Origin of the sequence: Streptomyces sp. NPDC085944, assembly GCF_040686295.1 — a bacterium.
In the GTDB taxonomy this organism is placed as follows: Bacteria; Actinomycetota; Actinomycetes; order Streptomycetales; family Streptomycetaceae; genus Streptomyces; species Streptomyces salinarius.
Genome location: NZ_JBFBJX010000007.1, coordinates 197,270 through 212,172, shown reverse-complemented (window position 1 = coordinate 212,172; position 14,903 = coordinate 197,270). Strand labels below are relative to the sequence as shown.

The window sequence follows — 14,903 nt, the reverse complement described above, 5'->3', positions numbered from 1 at the left end:
GCCTGGAGCCGACCCGATCCAAACGACACCCCTGGCTAGGCATCACCCTCCGGTGTCGCCGCGCGCGTACTTGTCCGTCGCGGCGATCAGAGCCTCGTCGCCGGCCGTCCCGGCGTCGTGACCTGCCTCGTCCACGACCACCAGCTCACTGTCCGGCCAGGCGTGATGGAGCCGCCAGACGATGCCGAGAAGGTTGCCGAAGTCGAGGCTGCCCTGGACCAGGGTGCCGGGGACGCCCTTCAGCCGGTGCGCGTCCCTGAGGACGACGCCCTCGTCGTTGCCGTCGCCGAGGAAGTGGTCGTTGCCCCAGTAGTGCGTGACGGTGCGCGCGAAGCCCAGGCGGAACTCCGGGTCCCGGAACCGGGCGACCGAGCCGGGCGGTGCCGGAATCGTCGCCGTCTCCCAGTCGGTCCAGGCCCGCGCGGCACGCTCACGGACCGCCGGGTCCGCAGACTCCAGTAGGCGGTTGTAGGCGGCCGCGAGGTTGCCGTCGCGTTGGTCCGCGGGCAGCTCGGCGAGGAATCGCTCGTGGGCCTCGGGGAAGATGTGTCCCAGCCCGCGGGTCAGGAGGGCCACTTCGGCGTTGGAGCCGGTGGCGACCCCCGTCAGCACCAGCTCGGTCACCACCCCGGGATGCGTCTGCGCGTACCGCAGGCCCAGCACGGACCCCCACGACACGCCCCACACCAGCCACCGCCCGATGCCCAGGTGGGTCCGCAGCCGCTCCAGGTCGGCCATGAGGTGGGCGGTCGTGTTGACGCTCATGTCGGTGTCGTGGGCGCCGGCGCGGGGCCGCGAACGCCCGGCGCCGCGCTGGTCGAGGAGGACGATCCGGTAGGCGGCGGGATCGAAGTACCTCCTCAGGCCCGGGCTCGCACGGCTGCCGGGCCCTCCGTGCAGCACCAGAGCGGGCTTGCCCTGCGGGTTTCCGCAGGTCTCCCAGTAGACGCGGTTGTCGTCGCCGACGTCGAGCATGCCGTGGTCGTACGGTTCGATCTCCGGATACAGGCCCATCGGAGCACCGTAGCCGCGGCGGCTGCGGGCGCTCATCCTTTTTTGCGGTGCGGCCTCACCGGGTGGGCAGCTCCGCCGTCTCCGCCGCCGTGCGCAGCACGTCGCGCAGCATCTCGGGGGTGAGTCTGCCGGTGAAGGTGTTGCGCTGGCTGACGTGGAAGCAGCCGTGGAGGTGGAGGTCCGGCCCGTCGGGCGCGTCGAGCGTCACGTGTCCGCCGTGTGCGAAGGCCGGGCGGGGGCGGGGCACGGTCCAACCCGCCCAGGCGAACGCGGGCAGCGCCGCCTGCCAGCCGAAGGCGCCGAGCACGACCACCGCCCGCAGGGTCGGCCTCAGCAGTTCGAGCTCCTGGCCGAGCCAGGCCCGGCAGGTGTCCCGTTCGGCGGGGGTGGGCTTGTTGGCGGGCGGGGCGCAGTGCACCGGGGAGGTGATGCGTACGCCGTACAGTTCGAGGCCGTCGTCCACGCTGACCGCGGTGGGCTGCGAGGCGAGGCCGACGTCGTACAGCGCCTGGTACAGGACGTCACCGGAACGGTCGCCGGTGAACATCCGGCCGGTGCGGTTCCCGCCGTGGGCGGCGGGGGCCAGCCCGAGGATCAGCAGTCGCGCGTCAGGCGGCCCGAATCCGGGTACCGGCCTGCCCCAGTACGTCCAGTCGGCGAACGCCGCCCGCTTGGTGCGGGCCACCTCCTCCCGCCACTCGACCAGTCTCGGGCAGGCCCGGCAGCCCGCGATGCGCTGGTCGAGTACGGGAAGGGCGCCGTTGTCCATGCGTCCACCGTAAGTCCACCACCGCCGGGCCCCGGAAATCACGGCCCGTGCCACTGTGCCGGGCGGTTAAGGTCGAGGCATGGCTTCCGAGCATGACGAAGGCGGGAGCGGCCCGGTGGCCGCCCCGCAGGACGGCGCCGCTGCCACCGCCGCGCCACCGGACCCGAAGACCGCCGCGGCGATCGCCGCGGCCGAGGCCGCCGGGCCGCAGAGCGGCGAGACCGTCCGCGTGGACAGCTGGATCTGGGCCGTCCGGCTGATCAAGACCCGCTCCCTGGGCGCCACCGCCTGCCGCGGCGGCCACGTCCGGGTGAACGGCGAGCGGGTGAAGCCCGCGTACGCGCTCCGCGTCGGCGACGAGGTGCGCCTGCGCCACGAGGGCCGGGAACGCGTCGTCGTCGTGAAGCGGCTGATCCGCAAGCGCGTCGGTGCGCCGGTCGCCGTCCAGTGCTACGTCGACAACTCCCCGCCGCCCCCGCCCCGCGAGGCGGTCGCCCCGGCCGGCGTCCGGGACCGGGGCGCCGGCCGCCCGACCAAGCGCGACCGCCGCGAGATGGACCGCCTGCGCGGGCTGGAGGGCCTGAGCAGCTCCCGAAGGGATGCCGGCAGCAGGCCCTGAGCGCGGCCGTGGCACGCCCGGCGCCGGACCGGGTCAGCCGCGTCGGACCCGGGCCCGCACCAGGCGGCGCAACTCCTCGTGGTGCCCGCGGCGGGCCCGGGCGACGATCAGGAGCGGCACCGTCAGGATGAGCGGTGTCGCCGCGTTCTCGCCGTCGAAGTAGGTGAGCTGGACGACGAACGCGCCCACCATCAGCGCGCTCAGGGCCGTCGCCGCCACCGACTGCAGCACCGGGACCAGCAGGGCGACCGCTCCCGCCAGCTCGAGGACGCCGATCGCGTACATGCCGGCGGTGCCCCAGCCCATCTCGGCGAAGGTGTCGGCCGCCGAGGAGTGCGCGATCAGCTTGGGCAGGGCGCTCGCGACGGCGAAGAACACCGCCAGGAGCACCTGCACCGTGCGCAGGGCGATGCGGAGCCCACGGCCACGGGCCGTAACGGTGCGAGCGGGGGAAGCGGTGGTGTCGGACATGAGGGTCTCCTGTGGTGAGCGGTCCGTGCCGGCTGTCGGGGATACAGACCGCCCGCCGCACCGGAACTCATCGCCGGACCGGCACCGCCCTCACCCACGTCTCGTCGTCGGTGAGATACCGGTCCACCGCGAGTCCCGCCTCCCCCAGTGCCTCCTCGAACTGCTCCCTGGTCAGCGGCCGGGCCCGGAAGGTCTGCGTCCAGACCGCGTCCGGGAACTCGTACTCCGCACGGACCGAATTGACCCCGTCCCCCACCGGGTCCGCCGACAGGATCCGGACGGTGAAGCCGCTGGGGTCCACCCGCTCACGGGGCAGGTTCGAGTGGTAGTCCGCCGCCTCGCGCTGGATCAGTACACAGCCGTCGTCCGTGACATGCCGGGCACAGGTGCGCAGCAGCCCCCGTCTGACCTCGGTGTCCCCGGCGTGGACGAGGAACGACGCCAGCATCACCACGTCGAAGCGCTCGCCGAGGTCGAGATCCTCGATCGGGCTGCACACGGTGCGCGCACCGAGCACGCGCTCCAGCATCTCGGCGGACTCGTCCACCGCGGTGACGGTGAAGCCCCGCTCCAGCAGAGGATGGGTCATGCGTCCCACCCCGCTGCCCAGCTCCAGTATCCGCGCGCCCCCGGGCACGGCGGCGGCGATGATGTCCGGCTCGGCTCCGGCGGGCAGCCGCGAATAGAGCTCGACCGCGCAGCCGTCCGGGGTGATGGCCCCCGGACCCGTGCCCTGGTATCCCTCTCGCATTCTCAGCTCCATGCCCGTCCAACGGCCCGCCCCCGCACACCCGTTCCCCTCCACAGCCGATTCACCCGACCGAGTGAACGCGTCCCGTCGCGCGCTGCGGCCGGCCGCACCGCAGGCCTCGTTTCCCCCGCGCGGCCTGCCGGAGTACGTTCATTACAGGAGTGGTGAACCGATGCGTACGGGCAGTGAACCGGCCACCGCGCGCAGTGCGCTGCGGGCGCGTTTCTGGCTGAGCCTGTGGGGGCTGGTCTGGGCGATCTTCGGCACGGCCGCCTTCGCACTCACGGGACGGTTCGGATGGGCCCTCGCCTGCGGTGTGCTGTGGCTCGTCGCCACGGTCGACCTGACCGTGATCCTGCGGCACATCCGCCAGGGCCCGCACTACCAGCCGGGCCGGAACGTCCCACCGTACCTCCCGCCGAAGCGCTGACGACGGCGACGGCCGGACCACCCCGCCGGAGCCGGGACCGTCAGGAGTCGAACCGCGCCTGCTGCAGGTACTCCGGGTTCGGGTCCAGCGCCGCGGCCAGCCGGAAGTGGCGTCGGGCCTGGTCGGGGCAGCCCCGGCGCTCATAGGTGCGGGCGAGTGCGAAGTGCGCGAACGCGTTGTCCGGCTCCCGCTCCAGGACGATGGTGAACTCCAGCTCGGCCGGTCGCAGTTGCGCCGCCGCGAAGAAGGCACGCGCGCGCAGCATCCGCGCGGCGGTGTTCTCGGGATGGGCGCCGATGACCCCGTCGAGCAGCTTCACCGCGCCACGCGGGTCCCGCGCGGCGAGCAGTTGCTCGGCGGCACGGAAGTCGATGACGTCAGTCTCCGGAGTACGTCCGACAGGACCGCTTGTCTCGGGCACGGCTGAGTCCTTCCCTCGCTGTAAGGGATCAACGCGCGCGGGAGGGCCGCTATTCCGTGCGCCGATCCGAGTGCCGGTCCGAGTGCGCCCTGCGCACCAGGTCGGTCCACACCTCTGCCACGCGGCGCCGCAGCTCCTCCAGCGGTACATCGTTGTCGACGACCACGTCCGCGATCTCCCGGCGCTGCTCTCGCGTCGCCTGCGCGGCCATGCGCGCCCGTGCGTCCTGCTCGGTCATGCCGCGCAGCCGTACCAGCCGGTCGAGCTGGGTGGCGGGGTCGGCGTCCACGACGACCACGAGGTCGTACAGCGGTGCCAGGCCGTTCTCCGTGAGCAGGGGGACGTCGTGGACGACGACGGCGTCCTCGGCGGCGGCCTCTTCGAGCGCGCGGGATCGTTCACCGACCAGGGGGTGCACGATGCCGTTCAGGACGGCCAGCTTCTCCGGGTCGGAGAACACGATCGAGCCCAGCCTGGGCCGGTCCAGGCCGCCGTCCTCGGCGAGGACGTCCTCGCCGAACGCCGCGACGACCGCGGCGAGTCCCGGCGTCCCCGGGGCGACGACCTCGCGCGCGATCCGGTCGGCGTCGACGAGTACCGCGCCGTGCTCGACGAGGAGCCGGGACACCTCGCTCTTGCCGGCGCCGATTCCGCCGGTCAGGCCCACGGACAGCATGACCGCGCCTCCACCTCACCTGTCCCCGCGGGTGCGGGGAGCAACTTACCGACTCCGATACCGCCGGTCAGACCCACCGGATCACCCCCGCTGAAGCGGGGAGAGGTGGGGCGCGCCCATCCGCCAGATTACCGGATCAGCCGTCGCCCTCCCGCTCCGCCAGGAACCGTTCGAACTCGCGGCCGATCTCGTCCGCGGAGGGGATCTCGACGGGCTCGGCGAGCATGTTGCCCCGGGTCTCGGCGCCCGCGGCCGCGTCGTACTGGTGCTCCAGGCCCTGGACGAGGGCGGTGAGCTCCTCGTCGCCCTCCTGGATCTGCCGGTCGATCTCCGTCTGGGTGCGGTGGGCGTCGGTGCGCAGGGAGTGCGCGATGCCCGGCAGCACCAGGCCGGTCGCCGCGGTGATCGCCTCCAGGACGGTCAGCGCCGCGTCCGGGTACGGGGAGCGGGCGATGTAGTGCGGGACGTGCGCGGCGACGCCGAGCACGTCGTGGCCGGCCTGCGCGAGCCGGTACTCGACGAGCGCCTCCGCGCTGCCGGGGACCTGCGCCTCCTCGAAGGGACTGCGGTGGCCCGGCACGAGGTCGGTTCGGGTGCCGTGCGGGGTGATGCCGACGGGCCGGGTGTGCGGGACGCCCATGGGGATGCCGTGGAAGCTCACCGCGAGGCGCACGCCGAGCCGCTCCACGATCTGCCGTACGGCGGCCGCGAACCGCTCCCACTCGACGTCCGGCTCGGGACCCGACAGGATCAGGAAGGGCGCCCCGGTGGCGTCCTGGACGAGCCGGACCTCGATGGTCGGCTCCTCGTAGTCCGTCCACGTGTCGCGCTTGAAGGTCAGCAGCGGCCGACGGGCCCGGTAGTCCACCAGCCGGTCGTGGTCGAAGCGGGCGACGACCTGGTGGGGCAGCGAGTCGAGCACCTGGTCGACGATCTGGTCGCCGGTCTCGCCGGCGTCGATGTATCCGTCGAAGTGGTACAGCATGACCAGTCCGGCAGACTCCTGGGCGAGTGCCATGTCGACGACGGCGAGGCCCTTCGGCTCCCAGGCGTACAAATCCTGCGGATCAAGCACAGTGACCGCTCCCCTCCTTGTGTTCACAAGTGACAACGCCGGTGTGGGGTGGGGCATTCCCGCAGGAGGAACACCGAAGGGGCCGCACCTCGAAAGGTGCGGCCCCTTGGTCAACCACTGTGCTTCAACCGCTGTGGGTCAGCGGCCGGTGTGCAGAGCTTCAGCTCTGGCCGCCGGCCAGCTTCTCGCGCAGCGCGGCCAGCGCCTCGTCCGACGCGAGGGCGCCGGAGTTGTCGCCGCCCTCGGAGGAGTACGAGCCGCCGCCACCGCTGCCGGACGCGGCCTGGGCCGCACCCGCGGTGTCGACACCCTCGGCAGCGGCCTTCTCGTCCGCCTCGCGGGACTTGATGACCTGCGCCTGGTGCTGCTCGAAGCGCTGCTGGGCCTCGGCGTACTGCGTCTCCCAGGCCTCGCGCTGGGTCTCGTAGCCCTCGAGCCAGTCGTTGGTCTCGGGGTCGAAGCCCTCGGGGTAGATGTAGTTGCCCTGGTCGTCGTAGGACGCGGCCATGCCGTACAGGGTCGGGTCGAACTCGACCGCGGACGGGTCGGCACCGAAGGCCTCGTTGGCCTGCTTCAGCGAGAGGCTGATGCGGCGGCGCTCGAGGTCGATGTCGATGACCTTGACGAAGATCTCGTCGTTGACCTGGACGACCTGCTCCGGGATCTCCACGTGGCGCTCGGCCAGCTCGGAGATGTGGACCAGACCCTCGATGCCCTCGTCCACGCGGACGAACGCACCGAACGGCACCAGCTTCGTGACCTTGCCGGGCACGACCTGGCCGATCTGGTGGGTGCGGGCGAACTGCTGCCACGGGTCTTCCTGGGTCGCCTTCAGCGACAGGGAGACACGCTCGCGGTCCATGTCGACGTCGAGGACCTCGACGGTGACCTCCTGGCCGACCTCGACGACCTCGGAGGGGTGGTCGATGTGCTTCCAGGACAGCTCGGAGACGTGGACCAGACCGTCGACGCCACCCAGGTCCACGAAGGCACCGAAGTTGACGATCGAGGAGACGACGCCGGAACGGACCTGACCCTTCTGGAGGGTGGTGAGGAACGTCTGGCGGACCTCGGACTGGGTCTGCTCCAGCCAGGCACGGCGGGACAGGACCACGTTGTTGCGGTTCTTGTCCAGCTCGATGATCTTCGCCTCGAGCTCCTTGCCCACGTAGGGCTGGAGGTCGCGGACACGGCGCATCTCGACCAGGGAGGCCGGGAGGAAGCCGCGGAGGCCGATGTCGAGGATGAGACCACCCTTGACGACCTCGATGACGGTACCGGTGACGATGCCGTCCTCTTCCTTGATCTTCTCGATGGTGCCCCAGGCACGCTCGTACTGGGCGCGCTTCTTCGAGAGGATCAGGCGGCCTTCCTTGTCCTCCTTCTGGAGGACCAGGGCCTCGATCTCGTCACCGACGGCGACGACCTCGTTGGGGTCGACGTCGTGCTTGATCGAGAGCTCGCGGCTCGGGATGACACCTTCGGTCTTGTAACCGATGTCGAGCAGGACCTCGTCCCGGTCGACCTTCACGATGACGCCGTCGACGATGTCGCCGTCGTTGAAGTACTTGATCGTCTCGTCGATCGCGGCGAGGAAGGCTTCCTCGTTACCGATGTCGTTGACCGCAACCTGCGGGGTGGTGGCGGTGGTCTCGGTGCTGCTCGTCATGTGGGAAAGGGCTCCGGTACGGACATTGAAGTCGTAGGTACTGCTTACGCCGGGAGCCCGTTTCGCTCTGCAGAAGCCGGACAGCCAAGGAAGCCTCACCGAAATCCACTGGTGACGCCTCGAGAACCGAGGGGACATACAACAGATGCGAGCGCGACCTGCTACGTCTGAGGTGCGCAGGCCCGCAGCGCAACTTGTAGCATACGGGGGCAGCCGGGCAGGGTCAATGCACGAAGCCGCCCACCCGGGGCGGATCCCCGCATACCCGGCACAAAAGCCGTCTCCCGAGGCCACACGGACCCCTGGATGCCCCTTGTGTGACACGCGGGACGGGCGGCACGGAAGAGCCCGCAGACTAGTACGAGGGAGCCGGTCATCCAAGAGCCCGTAACGTCCGAGGCCGCATTCGGGGCCGACGGAGCCGAAGAACACGAGCCGGAGGCGACCCGGCGTGCCGCAGGTGTCACGGAGAGTTCCAGGGCCAACCGCGGCTGGTGGGACCGGAACGCGGACGAGTACCAGACCGAGCACGGCACCTTTCTCGGCGACGACCGCTTCGTGTGGTGTCCCGAGGGCCTGGACGAGGTGGAGGCCGAGCTGCTCGGCCCGCCGGAGGAGCTGAAGGGCAAGGACGTCCTGGAGATCGGCGCCGGCGCCGCCCAGTGCTCGCGCTGGCTGACCGCCCAGGGCGCCCGTCCGGTGGCCCTGGACCTCTCCCACCGCCAGCTCCAGCACGCCCTGCGCATCGGCGGTTCGTTTCCCCTGGTGTGCGCCGACGCCGCCGTGCTGCCCTTCGCGGACGGCTCGTTCGACCTGGCGTGCTCGGCGTACGGGGCGCTGCCGTTCGTCGCCGACCCGCGGCTGGTGCTGCGGGAGGTGCGCCGGGTGCTGCGGCCCGGCGGCCGCTTCGTCTTCTCGGTCACGCACCCGCTGCGCTGGGCGTTCCCGGACGAGCCGGGCCCCGAGGGGCTGTCGGTGTCCGCGTCGTACTTCGACCGCACCCCGTACGTGGAGCAGGACGACGAGGGTCTCGCGGTGTACGTCGAGCACCACAGGACGCTCGGGGACCGGGTGCGGGACGTGGTGACGTCCGGGTTCCGCCTGGTGGACCTCGTGGAGCCGGAGTGGCCCGACTGGAACACCTCGGAGTGGGGCGGCTGGTCCCCGCTGCGCGGGCATCTGATCCCGGGGACCGCGATCTTCGTCTGCGAGCGCGACTGAGCCGCACCTCCCGGAGCGTGGTGCCACGCGCGCCTGGGAGGGCGGTTTCGCGGACGTACGACACTGGGGGCGTGATCCGTTACGACGCCTTGGACGCGCTGCCCGTGCGCGGTGCCCTGCCCGCGCTGCACGACGCCCTGAAGGGGCACGGTACGGCGGTGCTGGTCGCGCCGCCCGGCACCGGGAAGACCACGCTGGTGCCGCTGGCGCTGGCCGGGCTGCTGGGCGGGAAGGGCGCTCCCGCGCGGCGCGTGGTCGTGGCCGAGCCGCGGCGGATCGCGGCGCGGGCGGCGGCCCGGCGGATGGCGTGGCTGCTGGGCGAGAGGCCGGGCGAACGCGTCGGGTACACGGTGCGCGGTGAACGGGTGGTCGGGCGCCACCCACGCGTGGAGGTCGTCACGACCGGTGTGCTGCTGCAGCGGCTCCAGCGGGACCAGGAGCTGACGGGCGTCGACGTCGTGGTGCTGGACGAGTGTCACGAGCGGCATCTGGACGCGGACACGACGGCGGCGTTCCTGTGGGACGTGCGGCAGACCCTGCGTCCTGAGTTGCGGCTGGTGGCCGCGTCCGCGACGACCGACGCGGAGGGCTGGTCCCGGCTGCTGGGCGACGCGCCGGTCGTCGAGGCGCCGGGCGTGTCGTACCCCGTCGAGGTCGTCTGGGCGCCACCGGCGCGACCCGTGCGGCCGCCGCACGGAATGCGGGTGGACCCGGCACTGCTCACGCACGTGGCGTCGGTGGTGCGGCGGGCGCTGGCCGAGCGGGACGGGGACGTGCTGTGTTTCCTGCCGGGGGTCGGCGAGATCTCCCGTGTGGCCGGGCGGCTGGGGGCGCTCGGGGACGTCGACGTGCTCCAGGTGCACGGTCGGGCGCCCGGCGCCGTGCAGGACGCGGTGCTGGCGCCCGGGGCGCGGCGCAGGGTGGTGCTGGCGACCGCGGTGGCCGAGTCGTCGCTGACGGTTCCGGGCGTGCGGGTGGTCGTGGACGCGGGCCTTGCGCGGGAACCGCGGGTGGACCACGCGCGCGGGCTGAGCGCGCTGACGACGGTACGGGCCTCGCGGGCGGCGGCGCGGCAGCGGGCGGGCCGGGCCGGCCGTGAGGCGCCGGGGGTGGTGTACCGCTGCTGGGCGGAGGCGGAGGACGCCCGGCTGCCGCGGTTCCCGGCACCGGAGATCAAGGTGGCCGACCTGACGGCGTTCGCGTTGCAGGCGGCCTGCTGGGGCGATCCGGACGCGTCCGGACTGGCGCTGCTCGATCCGCCGCCGGGCGGGGCGATGACGGCCGCCCGGTCGGTGCTGGAGGCGGTCGGCGCGGTGGACGCGGCCGGGCGCGCGACGGCACGGGGCACAAGGCTGGCCCGCCTCGGGGTGCATCCCCGGCTGGGCCGGGCCCTCCTGGACGCGGAGGAGCTGAGCGCGGGAGTTTCACGCCGGCCCGCCCCCGAAACGGCGGCGTCTGCCGGCCGCTCCGGTGCGCGGTCGTCGCCGTCTCCTGGCCGCTCGGGCGCGCGGTCTTCGCCGTCTCCCGGCCGCTCCGGCGCGCGGTCCCCGGGCCTGGGGTCCTCGCCGACGAAGACGCCGGACCCCCGACACGCCGACGGCGACACCGCCCGCCCGGTCGTCTCCCGGGCCGAGGGCTCCGGGACCGAGGGCCCCGGGACAGCACACCGCGGTGCGGGTGCACCGCGGACCGGCACCTTCGGGACAGGCCCCACCGAAACTCCCGCCGGAACGAGCACTGCTGGACGACGTGACTCCGGGGCGGCCACCGCGGCGACGGACACCCCCGGGGCGAGGCCCGGTGACACCGACGGTTGCGGGACGGACTCCTCCGGATCAGGTGGTGCCGGGACCGGCCGCCCCGGAGCGCCTGCCTCCGGGGCGGGCGACCGTACCGCTGGCGGGGACCGCGCCGGCGGCTCCCGGACGGGCGGGTCACCGACGGGCGCCTCCCGCGCCGGTGGTCTCCAGGCGGACGATGCCACCGGAGCGGGCACACCCGGGACCCGCGAGGCCTCGGCGGCTGCCTCCGAGGCCGGCGCCCCTGCGGCGGGCGGGGACCGCGCCGGCGGGGACAGGGGCCGTGGGGGTGAGGTGGTGGCCGAGGTGGTGGGGCTGTTGAGTGAGGAGACGCCGCGGGAGTACGGGGACGACCTGGCGGCCGTACTGCGGGCCGCTCGGCGTGCCGGCGACGCGTACGGGGCGCGGTGGCGGGCCGAGGTACGGCGGCTGCGGGGCGCTGTCGAGGGCGCGGGCGACGGGTGCGGGCAGCGGGTCGGGGAGGACGTGCTCGCCGGGCTGGTGGCCGCTCTGGCGTTTCCGGAGCGGGTGGCCAGGAAGGACGGCGGTTCGTACCTGATGGTGTCCGGTACCCGGGCGGAGCTGTCGGAGACGTCCGGGCTGCGTGGGGCGCCGTGGATCGCCGTCGCCGTCGCCGACCGGCCCGTGGGCAAGGGACACGCGCGCGTGCAACTCGGTGCGGTCGTCGACGAGGACATCGCGCGGCTCGCGGCAGGGGCGCTGAAGACCGAACGGGACGAGGTGCACTGGGCCGACGGCGACGTGGTGGCCCGGCGCGTCGAGCGGCTCGGGGCGGTGGAGCTCGCGGTGCGGCCCCTCGCCGACGCCGACCCCGGTCTCGTGCGGGGCGCACTGCTGGAGGGGTTGCGGAGGGAAGGGTTCGGGCTGCTGCGCCGGTCGGCCGACGGCGATCTGCTGCGCGAGCGGCTCGCGTTCCTGCGGCGGCATCTCGGCGAGCCCTGGCCGGACGTGTCCGACGACGCGCTCCTCGCGCGCGTGGACGAGTGGCTGGAGCCCGAGCTGAGCCGGGCCCGGCGGCGGGCCGACCTGGGGCGGATCGACGCCGGCCAGGCGCTGGCACGGCTGCTGCCCTGGGCCTCCGGGGAGGCGGCGCGGCTCGACGAGCTGGCCCCCGAACGGATCGTCGTCCCCAGTGGGTCCAGGATCCGGATCGACTACGCCAACCCCGAACAGCCCGTCCTCGCGGTGAAGTTGCAGGAGATGTTCGGGCTGCAGCGGTCACCGGAGATCGCCGGGGTGCCACTCCTGGTCCATCTCCTGTCCCCCGCCGGCCGTCCCGCCGCGGTCACCGCGGACCTGGCCTCCTTCTGGAAGGACGGATACCGGGGCGTACGGGCGGAGCTGCGCGGCCGGTATCCGAAGCATCCGTGGCCCGAGGACCCGGCCACGGCGGAGCCGACGCGGTACACGAAGGCACGGCTCGGGAGGTGACCGCGGTCGGCGGGGCGGAGAGCGCCCCGCCGGGTGCGGGCGGGACGGCTCCTACGCCGTCGGTTCGGTCGACGGCTGGGCCGAGGGGGCCGTCGACGGGTCGGTGGACGGCTCCGGTGTCGGTTCGGCCGGCTCGGCCACCTTCAGGGTGATGTCGAGGGTGGCGCCGCCCGGCGTGGTGAGCCGGAGGATGTAGGTGCCCTCGGTGTCGTCGGCGTACAGCTTCGGCAGCCGCAGCAGGCCCTCGGCGTCGGTCTGCCGGCCGGTCAGGGTGCGGACGGCCTTGCCGTCGGCGTCCTTGAAGTAGGGGCCCTTGTCGTTCTCGGCCGGGTCGGCGTCCGACTTGACGAGGGTGGCGGTGACGGCGACCTTGTCCGCGACGGCGCCCTTGAGCGTGGCCTTCACCTCCACCTGGTCGGCGAACTCGCCGCCCGGCGTGCACGTCAGCTCCTTCGGACCGGTGCTGGTGAGGGTGTCGGCGACGCGCTCGGTGACGGTGGCCTTGTAGTCGAGGCCCGGGACGGTACGGCCGACCACGGTGGCGCGGACGGTGAACGCACCGGTCTGCTCGCCCGCCACCAGCGCGGGCGCCACGGCCACGCCGGAGGCGTTGGTGGTGACCGCGGCGACCTTCTCGCCACCGGTGAAGGTGGCGTCCGTGTCGCCCAGGACGGTGAAGCGGATGCGCACCTTGCCGACGGCGTCGCCGGCCTTGGTCTCGGCGCGGGTGCTGATCTTCTCGGCGAAGGCGTCGCCCGCGGTCGCGGTGAGGCCCGTGGTGCCGGCGTTCTCCAGATGGTGAACGGTGTCGGTGGGCGTCGGCGTGGGTGTCGGGGCGGGGGTCTCGGTCGGCGGCGCCGGGTCCGTCGGCGGCTTGGTGCTCGGGCTCCCCGGCTTGGTGGGCGTCTCCGAGGCCGGCGGCTTGCTCGGGCTCGGGCTGCTCGGGGTGCTCGGGGTGCTCGGGGCCTGGGATCCGGTGTTCGCGCCCGTGCGGCCCGGCGAGGGGCTGGCGCCCGCGTTGGTGTCGTCGCTGCGGCCGACCGGAAGGCTGCCGGTGCCGTCCGGGATCTCGCGGGTGCCCTTGCGATAGTGCTCCAGCCACGACAGGACCGTGTTCAGGTAGTCCTGCGAGTTGTTGTAGCTGAGGATCGCGCGGTTGAGGTCGGCCTGGTCGGACAGGTCCCAGTCGTAGCGGCACAGGTAGTGGCCGGCGGCGAGCGCGGCGTCGTAGACGTTGTTGGGGTCTTCCTTGCCGTCGCCGTTGCCGTCGCGGCCCGCCCACGCCCAGGTGGACGGGATGAACTGCATGGGTCCGACGGCGTTGTCGTAACTGCTGTTGCCGTCGTAGACACCGTTGTCCGTGTCCTTGATGAGCGCGAAGCCGTTGCCGTCGAGCTGCGGGCCGATGATCCTGCCGATCGTGGTGCCGTTGGCGTCGACGCGGCCGCCGCGGGCCTGACCGGACTCCACCTTGCCGATGGCGGCGAGCAGTTGCCAGGGCAGGTTGCAGCCGGGCTTGGCACGGCGCAGCTCCGACTCGGCCTTCTTGTAGGCGTCGAGGACGGTCGCGGGGATGCCGGCCTCGGACGAGCCCGGGGACGTGGGAGTGCCCGTGGTCGGGGCCGGGCTGGGGCTGTTGAGCGGCGGCAGGTCGGTGTAGTAGGGCGAGTTGCCGGTGGCGCTGTCCGCGGCGGGCGTGTCGGACGTCGGCACGTTGTCGGAAGCGGTCTGTCTGCCGTTGCCGTCGGCCGTCACGTCGGGGGCCTGGGACGCGGACAGGGCCGCGACCGCGACCGCCGCGACGGTGGTGGTGACCGCCGCCTTGCGGAGCCTCCTGTCGAAATGCGCCGCCATAGAGTGAACCCCTCCCCTGAACGCCCACGCGTCCTCGTCCGTCCGACCCGTACGGGGCCGCAGGCGACCCTACGACAACTTGCTTTGCACGGGCACCCGTTCGTGCCCGATATTCACCACTTGCTCATATGAGGAATCGTGGTGGCGCTCGCCCTCCGTCACACGGCCGCCGTGGCTCCGGGGGTGTCAGTACGGAGCCGGGCCTCCGGGTCGTGTGCCCAGGGGGTCGGCGCTCGCGACGAACACGGTGAACGTGCGGGCGGGGCGGGGCCGGGGCAGCAGGGTGAGCGCCAGCGCGAGGTAGCCGCGGGCCAGGTCGGCCCACAGGTGCCAGGCGGGTGTCTCGTGCGGGACGGCGGTCCCGGTGGCCCGGGGGACGAGTCTGCCGCGGAGCACCTTCGCGGTGCGGTGCAGGACCGTCGTGAGGGTGGCGGGGGTGCGGCCGGTACTTGCGCCCGGCGCGAAGACCGGGACCGGGAGGAGTGGCACGCGGGCGGGTCCGTCTGTGCGTGCCCGTGCCGGTGTCGTCCGGTGGTGGAGCATGCGTATACCCATGCCCGCATCCTGGAGGGAGAGCGGGGTCGGGGCGTTTCCTCGGGGGCCACCGGAGTGATGGGGACGGGCGGGCGGGTGGAACGGGGTGCTCTCTGCCCGGCGCGGGCTGTGGGATGCGCGGACGGGG

At 73.0% G+C, this 14,903-nt stretch carries 13 protein-coding genes and 1 pseudogene; 4 read left to right on the top strand and 10 right to left on the bottom strand.

Going from position 1 to position 14,903, the window contains the following annotated elements; translation table 11 throughout:
• Nucleotides 1-42 precede the first annotated feature (42 nt).
• Together pip and AB0P07_RS16335 are read right to left on the bottom strand one after the other, a co-directional pair.
• Nucleotides 43-1,014: a prolyl aminopeptidase gene (gene pip / locus AB0P07_RS16340; protein ID WP_365550787.1), complete on the bottom strand. Its 972-nt coding sequence runs from the start codon at nt 1,012-1,014 to the stop codon at nt 43-45.
• 55 nt (nt 1,015-1,069) lie between these two features.
• Entirely contained in the window at nt 1,070-1,783 is a 714-nt protein-coding gene (locus tag AB0P07_RS16335; RefSeq protein ID WP_365550784.1) for a uracil-DNA glycosylase, read from the bottom strand.
• A 79-nt stretch (nt 1,784-1,862) separates the two neighbouring features.
• Here AB0P07_RS16335 and AB0P07_RS16330 point away from each other — a divergent pair, with 79 nt between their 5' ends.
• Nucleotides 1,863-2,402, top strand: a complete 540-nt coding sequence (locus AB0P07_RS16330) for an RNA-binding S4 domain-containing protein (RefSeq protein WP_365550782.1) — start codon at nt 1,863-1,865, stop codon at nt 2,400-2,402.
• A 33-nt stretch (nt 2,403-2,435) separates the two neighbouring features.
• Here AB0P07_RS16330 and AB0P07_RS16325 read toward each other — a convergent pair whose 3' ends face one another.
• Complete coding sequence (locus tag AB0P07_RS16325) at nt 2,436-2,873, bottom strand: DoxX family protein (protein ID WP_365550779.1); 438 nt, start codon at nt 2,871-2,873, stop codon at nt 2,436-2,438.
• 67 nt (nt 2,874-2,940) lie between these two features.
• Complete coding sequence (locus AB0P07_RS16320; RefSeq protein ID WP_365550776.1) at nt 2,941-3,624, bottom strand: class I SAM-dependent methyltransferase; 684 nt, start codon at nt 3,622-3,624, stop codon at nt 2,941-2,943.
• A gap of 172 nt (nt 3,625-3,796) precedes the next feature.
• Here AB0P07_RS16320 and AB0P07_RS16315 point away from each other — a divergent pair, with 172 nt between their 5' ends.
• Nucleotides 3,797-4,054 (top strand): DUF6343 family protein, encoded by a 258-nt coding sequence (locus AB0P07_RS16315; protein ID WP_365550773.1) that lies wholly within the window; start codon nt 3,797-3,799, stop codon nt 4,052-4,054.
• A 40-nt stretch (nt 4,055-4,094) separates the two neighbouring features.
• Here the strand turns inward: AB0P07_RS16315 and AB0P07_RS16310 are convergent, their stop codons facing one another.
• The 4 genes from AB0P07_RS16310 to rpsA form a co-directional block, all read right to left on the bottom strand.
• Entirely contained in the window at nt 4,095-4,475 is a 381-nt protein-coding gene (locus AB0P07_RS16310; RefSeq protein ID WP_365550770.1) for a tetratricopeptide repeat protein, read from the bottom strand.
• 49 nt (nt 4,476-4,524) lie between these two features.
• Nucleotides 4,525-5,151: a dephospho-CoA kinase gene (coaE, locus tag AB0P07_RS16305; RefSeq protein WP_365550767.1), complete on the bottom strand. Its 627-nt coding sequence runs from the start codon at nt 5,149-5,151 to the stop codon at nt 4,525-4,527.
• Between the two features lie 136 nt (nt 5,152-5,287).
• Nucleotides 5,288-6,226 (bottom strand): PAC2 family protein, encoded by a 939-nt coding sequence (locus tag AB0P07_RS16300; RefSeq protein WP_365550764.1) that lies wholly within the window; start codon nt 6,224-6,226, stop codon nt 5,288-5,290.
• 160 nt (nt 6,227-6,386) lie between these two features.
• Nucleotides 6,387-7,895: a 30S ribosomal protein S1 gene (gene rpsA / locus AB0P07_RS16295; protein WP_061445320.1), complete on the bottom strand. Its 1,509-nt coding sequence runs from the start codon at nt 7,893-7,895 to the stop codon at nt 6,387-6,389.
• A gap of 226 nt (nt 7,896-8,121) precedes the next feature.
• Here rpsA and AB0P07_RS16290 point away from each other — a divergent pair.
• Both AB0P07_RS16290 and AB0P07_RS16285 read left to right on the top strand, forming a co-directional pair.
• Nucleotides 8,122-9,116: pseudogene (locus AB0P07_RS16290) on the top strand (class I SAM-dependent methyltransferase).
• Nucleotides 9,117-9,187: 71 nt separating this feature from the next.
• Complete coding sequence (locus tag AB0P07_RS16285) at nt 9,188-12,367, top strand: ATP-dependent helicase C-terminal domain-containing protein (protein WP_365550761.1); 3,180 nt, start codon at nt 9,188-9,190, stop codon at nt 12,365-12,367.
• 51 nt (nt 12,368-12,418) lie between these two features.
• On the opposite strand, the gene AB0P07_RS16280 is transcribed toward AB0P07_RS16285, so the two are convergent.
• Together AB0P07_RS16280 and AB0P07_RS16275 are read right to left on the bottom strand one after the other, a co-directional pair.
• Complete coding sequence (locus tag AB0P07_RS16280; protein WP_365550758.1) at nt 12,419-14,221, bottom strand: lytic transglycosylase domain-containing protein; 1,803 nt, start codon at nt 14,219-14,221, stop codon at nt 12,419-12,421.
• A 186-nt stretch (nt 14,222-14,407) separates the two neighbouring features.
• Nucleotides 14,408-14,710 carry a hypothetical protein gene (locus AB0P07_RS16275; protein ID WP_365550756.1) on the bottom strand — a complete coding sequence of 101 codons (303 nt, stop codon included), beginning with the start codon at nt 14,708-14,710 and terminating at the stop codon, nt 14,408-14,410.
• Nucleotides 14,711-14,903 lie beyond the last annotated feature (193 nt).

Bases quoted from the DNA above. Each gene is read 5' to 3' on its own strand.
- coaE (WP_365550767.1), bottom strand. From the start codon at position 5,151: ATGCTGTCCGTGGGCCTGACCGGCGGAATCGGCGCCGGCAAGAGCGAG.
- AB0P07_RS16320 (WP_365550776.1), bottom strand. From the start codon at position 3,624: ATGCGAGAGGGATACCAGGGCACGGGTCCGGGGGCCATCACCCCGGAC.
- AB0P07_RS16335 (WP_365550784.1), bottom strand. From the start codon at position 1,783: ATGGACAACGGCGCCCTTCCCGTACTCGACCAGCGCATCGCGGGCTGC.
- pip (WP_365550787.1), bottom strand. From the start codon at position 1,014: ATGGGCCTGTATCCGGAGATCGAACCGTACGACCACGGCATGCTCGAC.
- AB0P07_RS16330 (WP_365550782.1), top strand. From the start codon at position 1,863: ATGGCTTCCGAGCATGACGAAGGCGGGAGCGGCCCGGTGGCCGCCCCG.
- AB0P07_RS16280 (WP_365550758.1), bottom strand. From the start codon at position 14,221: ATGGCGGCGCATTTCGACAGGAGGCTCCGCAAGGCGGCGGTCACCACC.
- AB0P07_RS16315 (WP_365550773.1), top strand. From the start codon at position 3,797: ATGCGTACGGGCAGTGAACCGGCCACCGCGCGCAGTGCGCTGCGGGCG.
- AB0P07_RS16325 (WP_365550779.1), bottom strand. From the start codon at position 2,873: ATGTCCGACACCACCGCTTCCCCCGCTCGCACCGTTACGGCCCGTGGC.
- rpsA (WP_061445320.1), bottom strand. From the start codon at position 7,895: ATGACGAGCAGCACCGAGACCACCGCCACCACCCCGCAGGTTGCGGTC.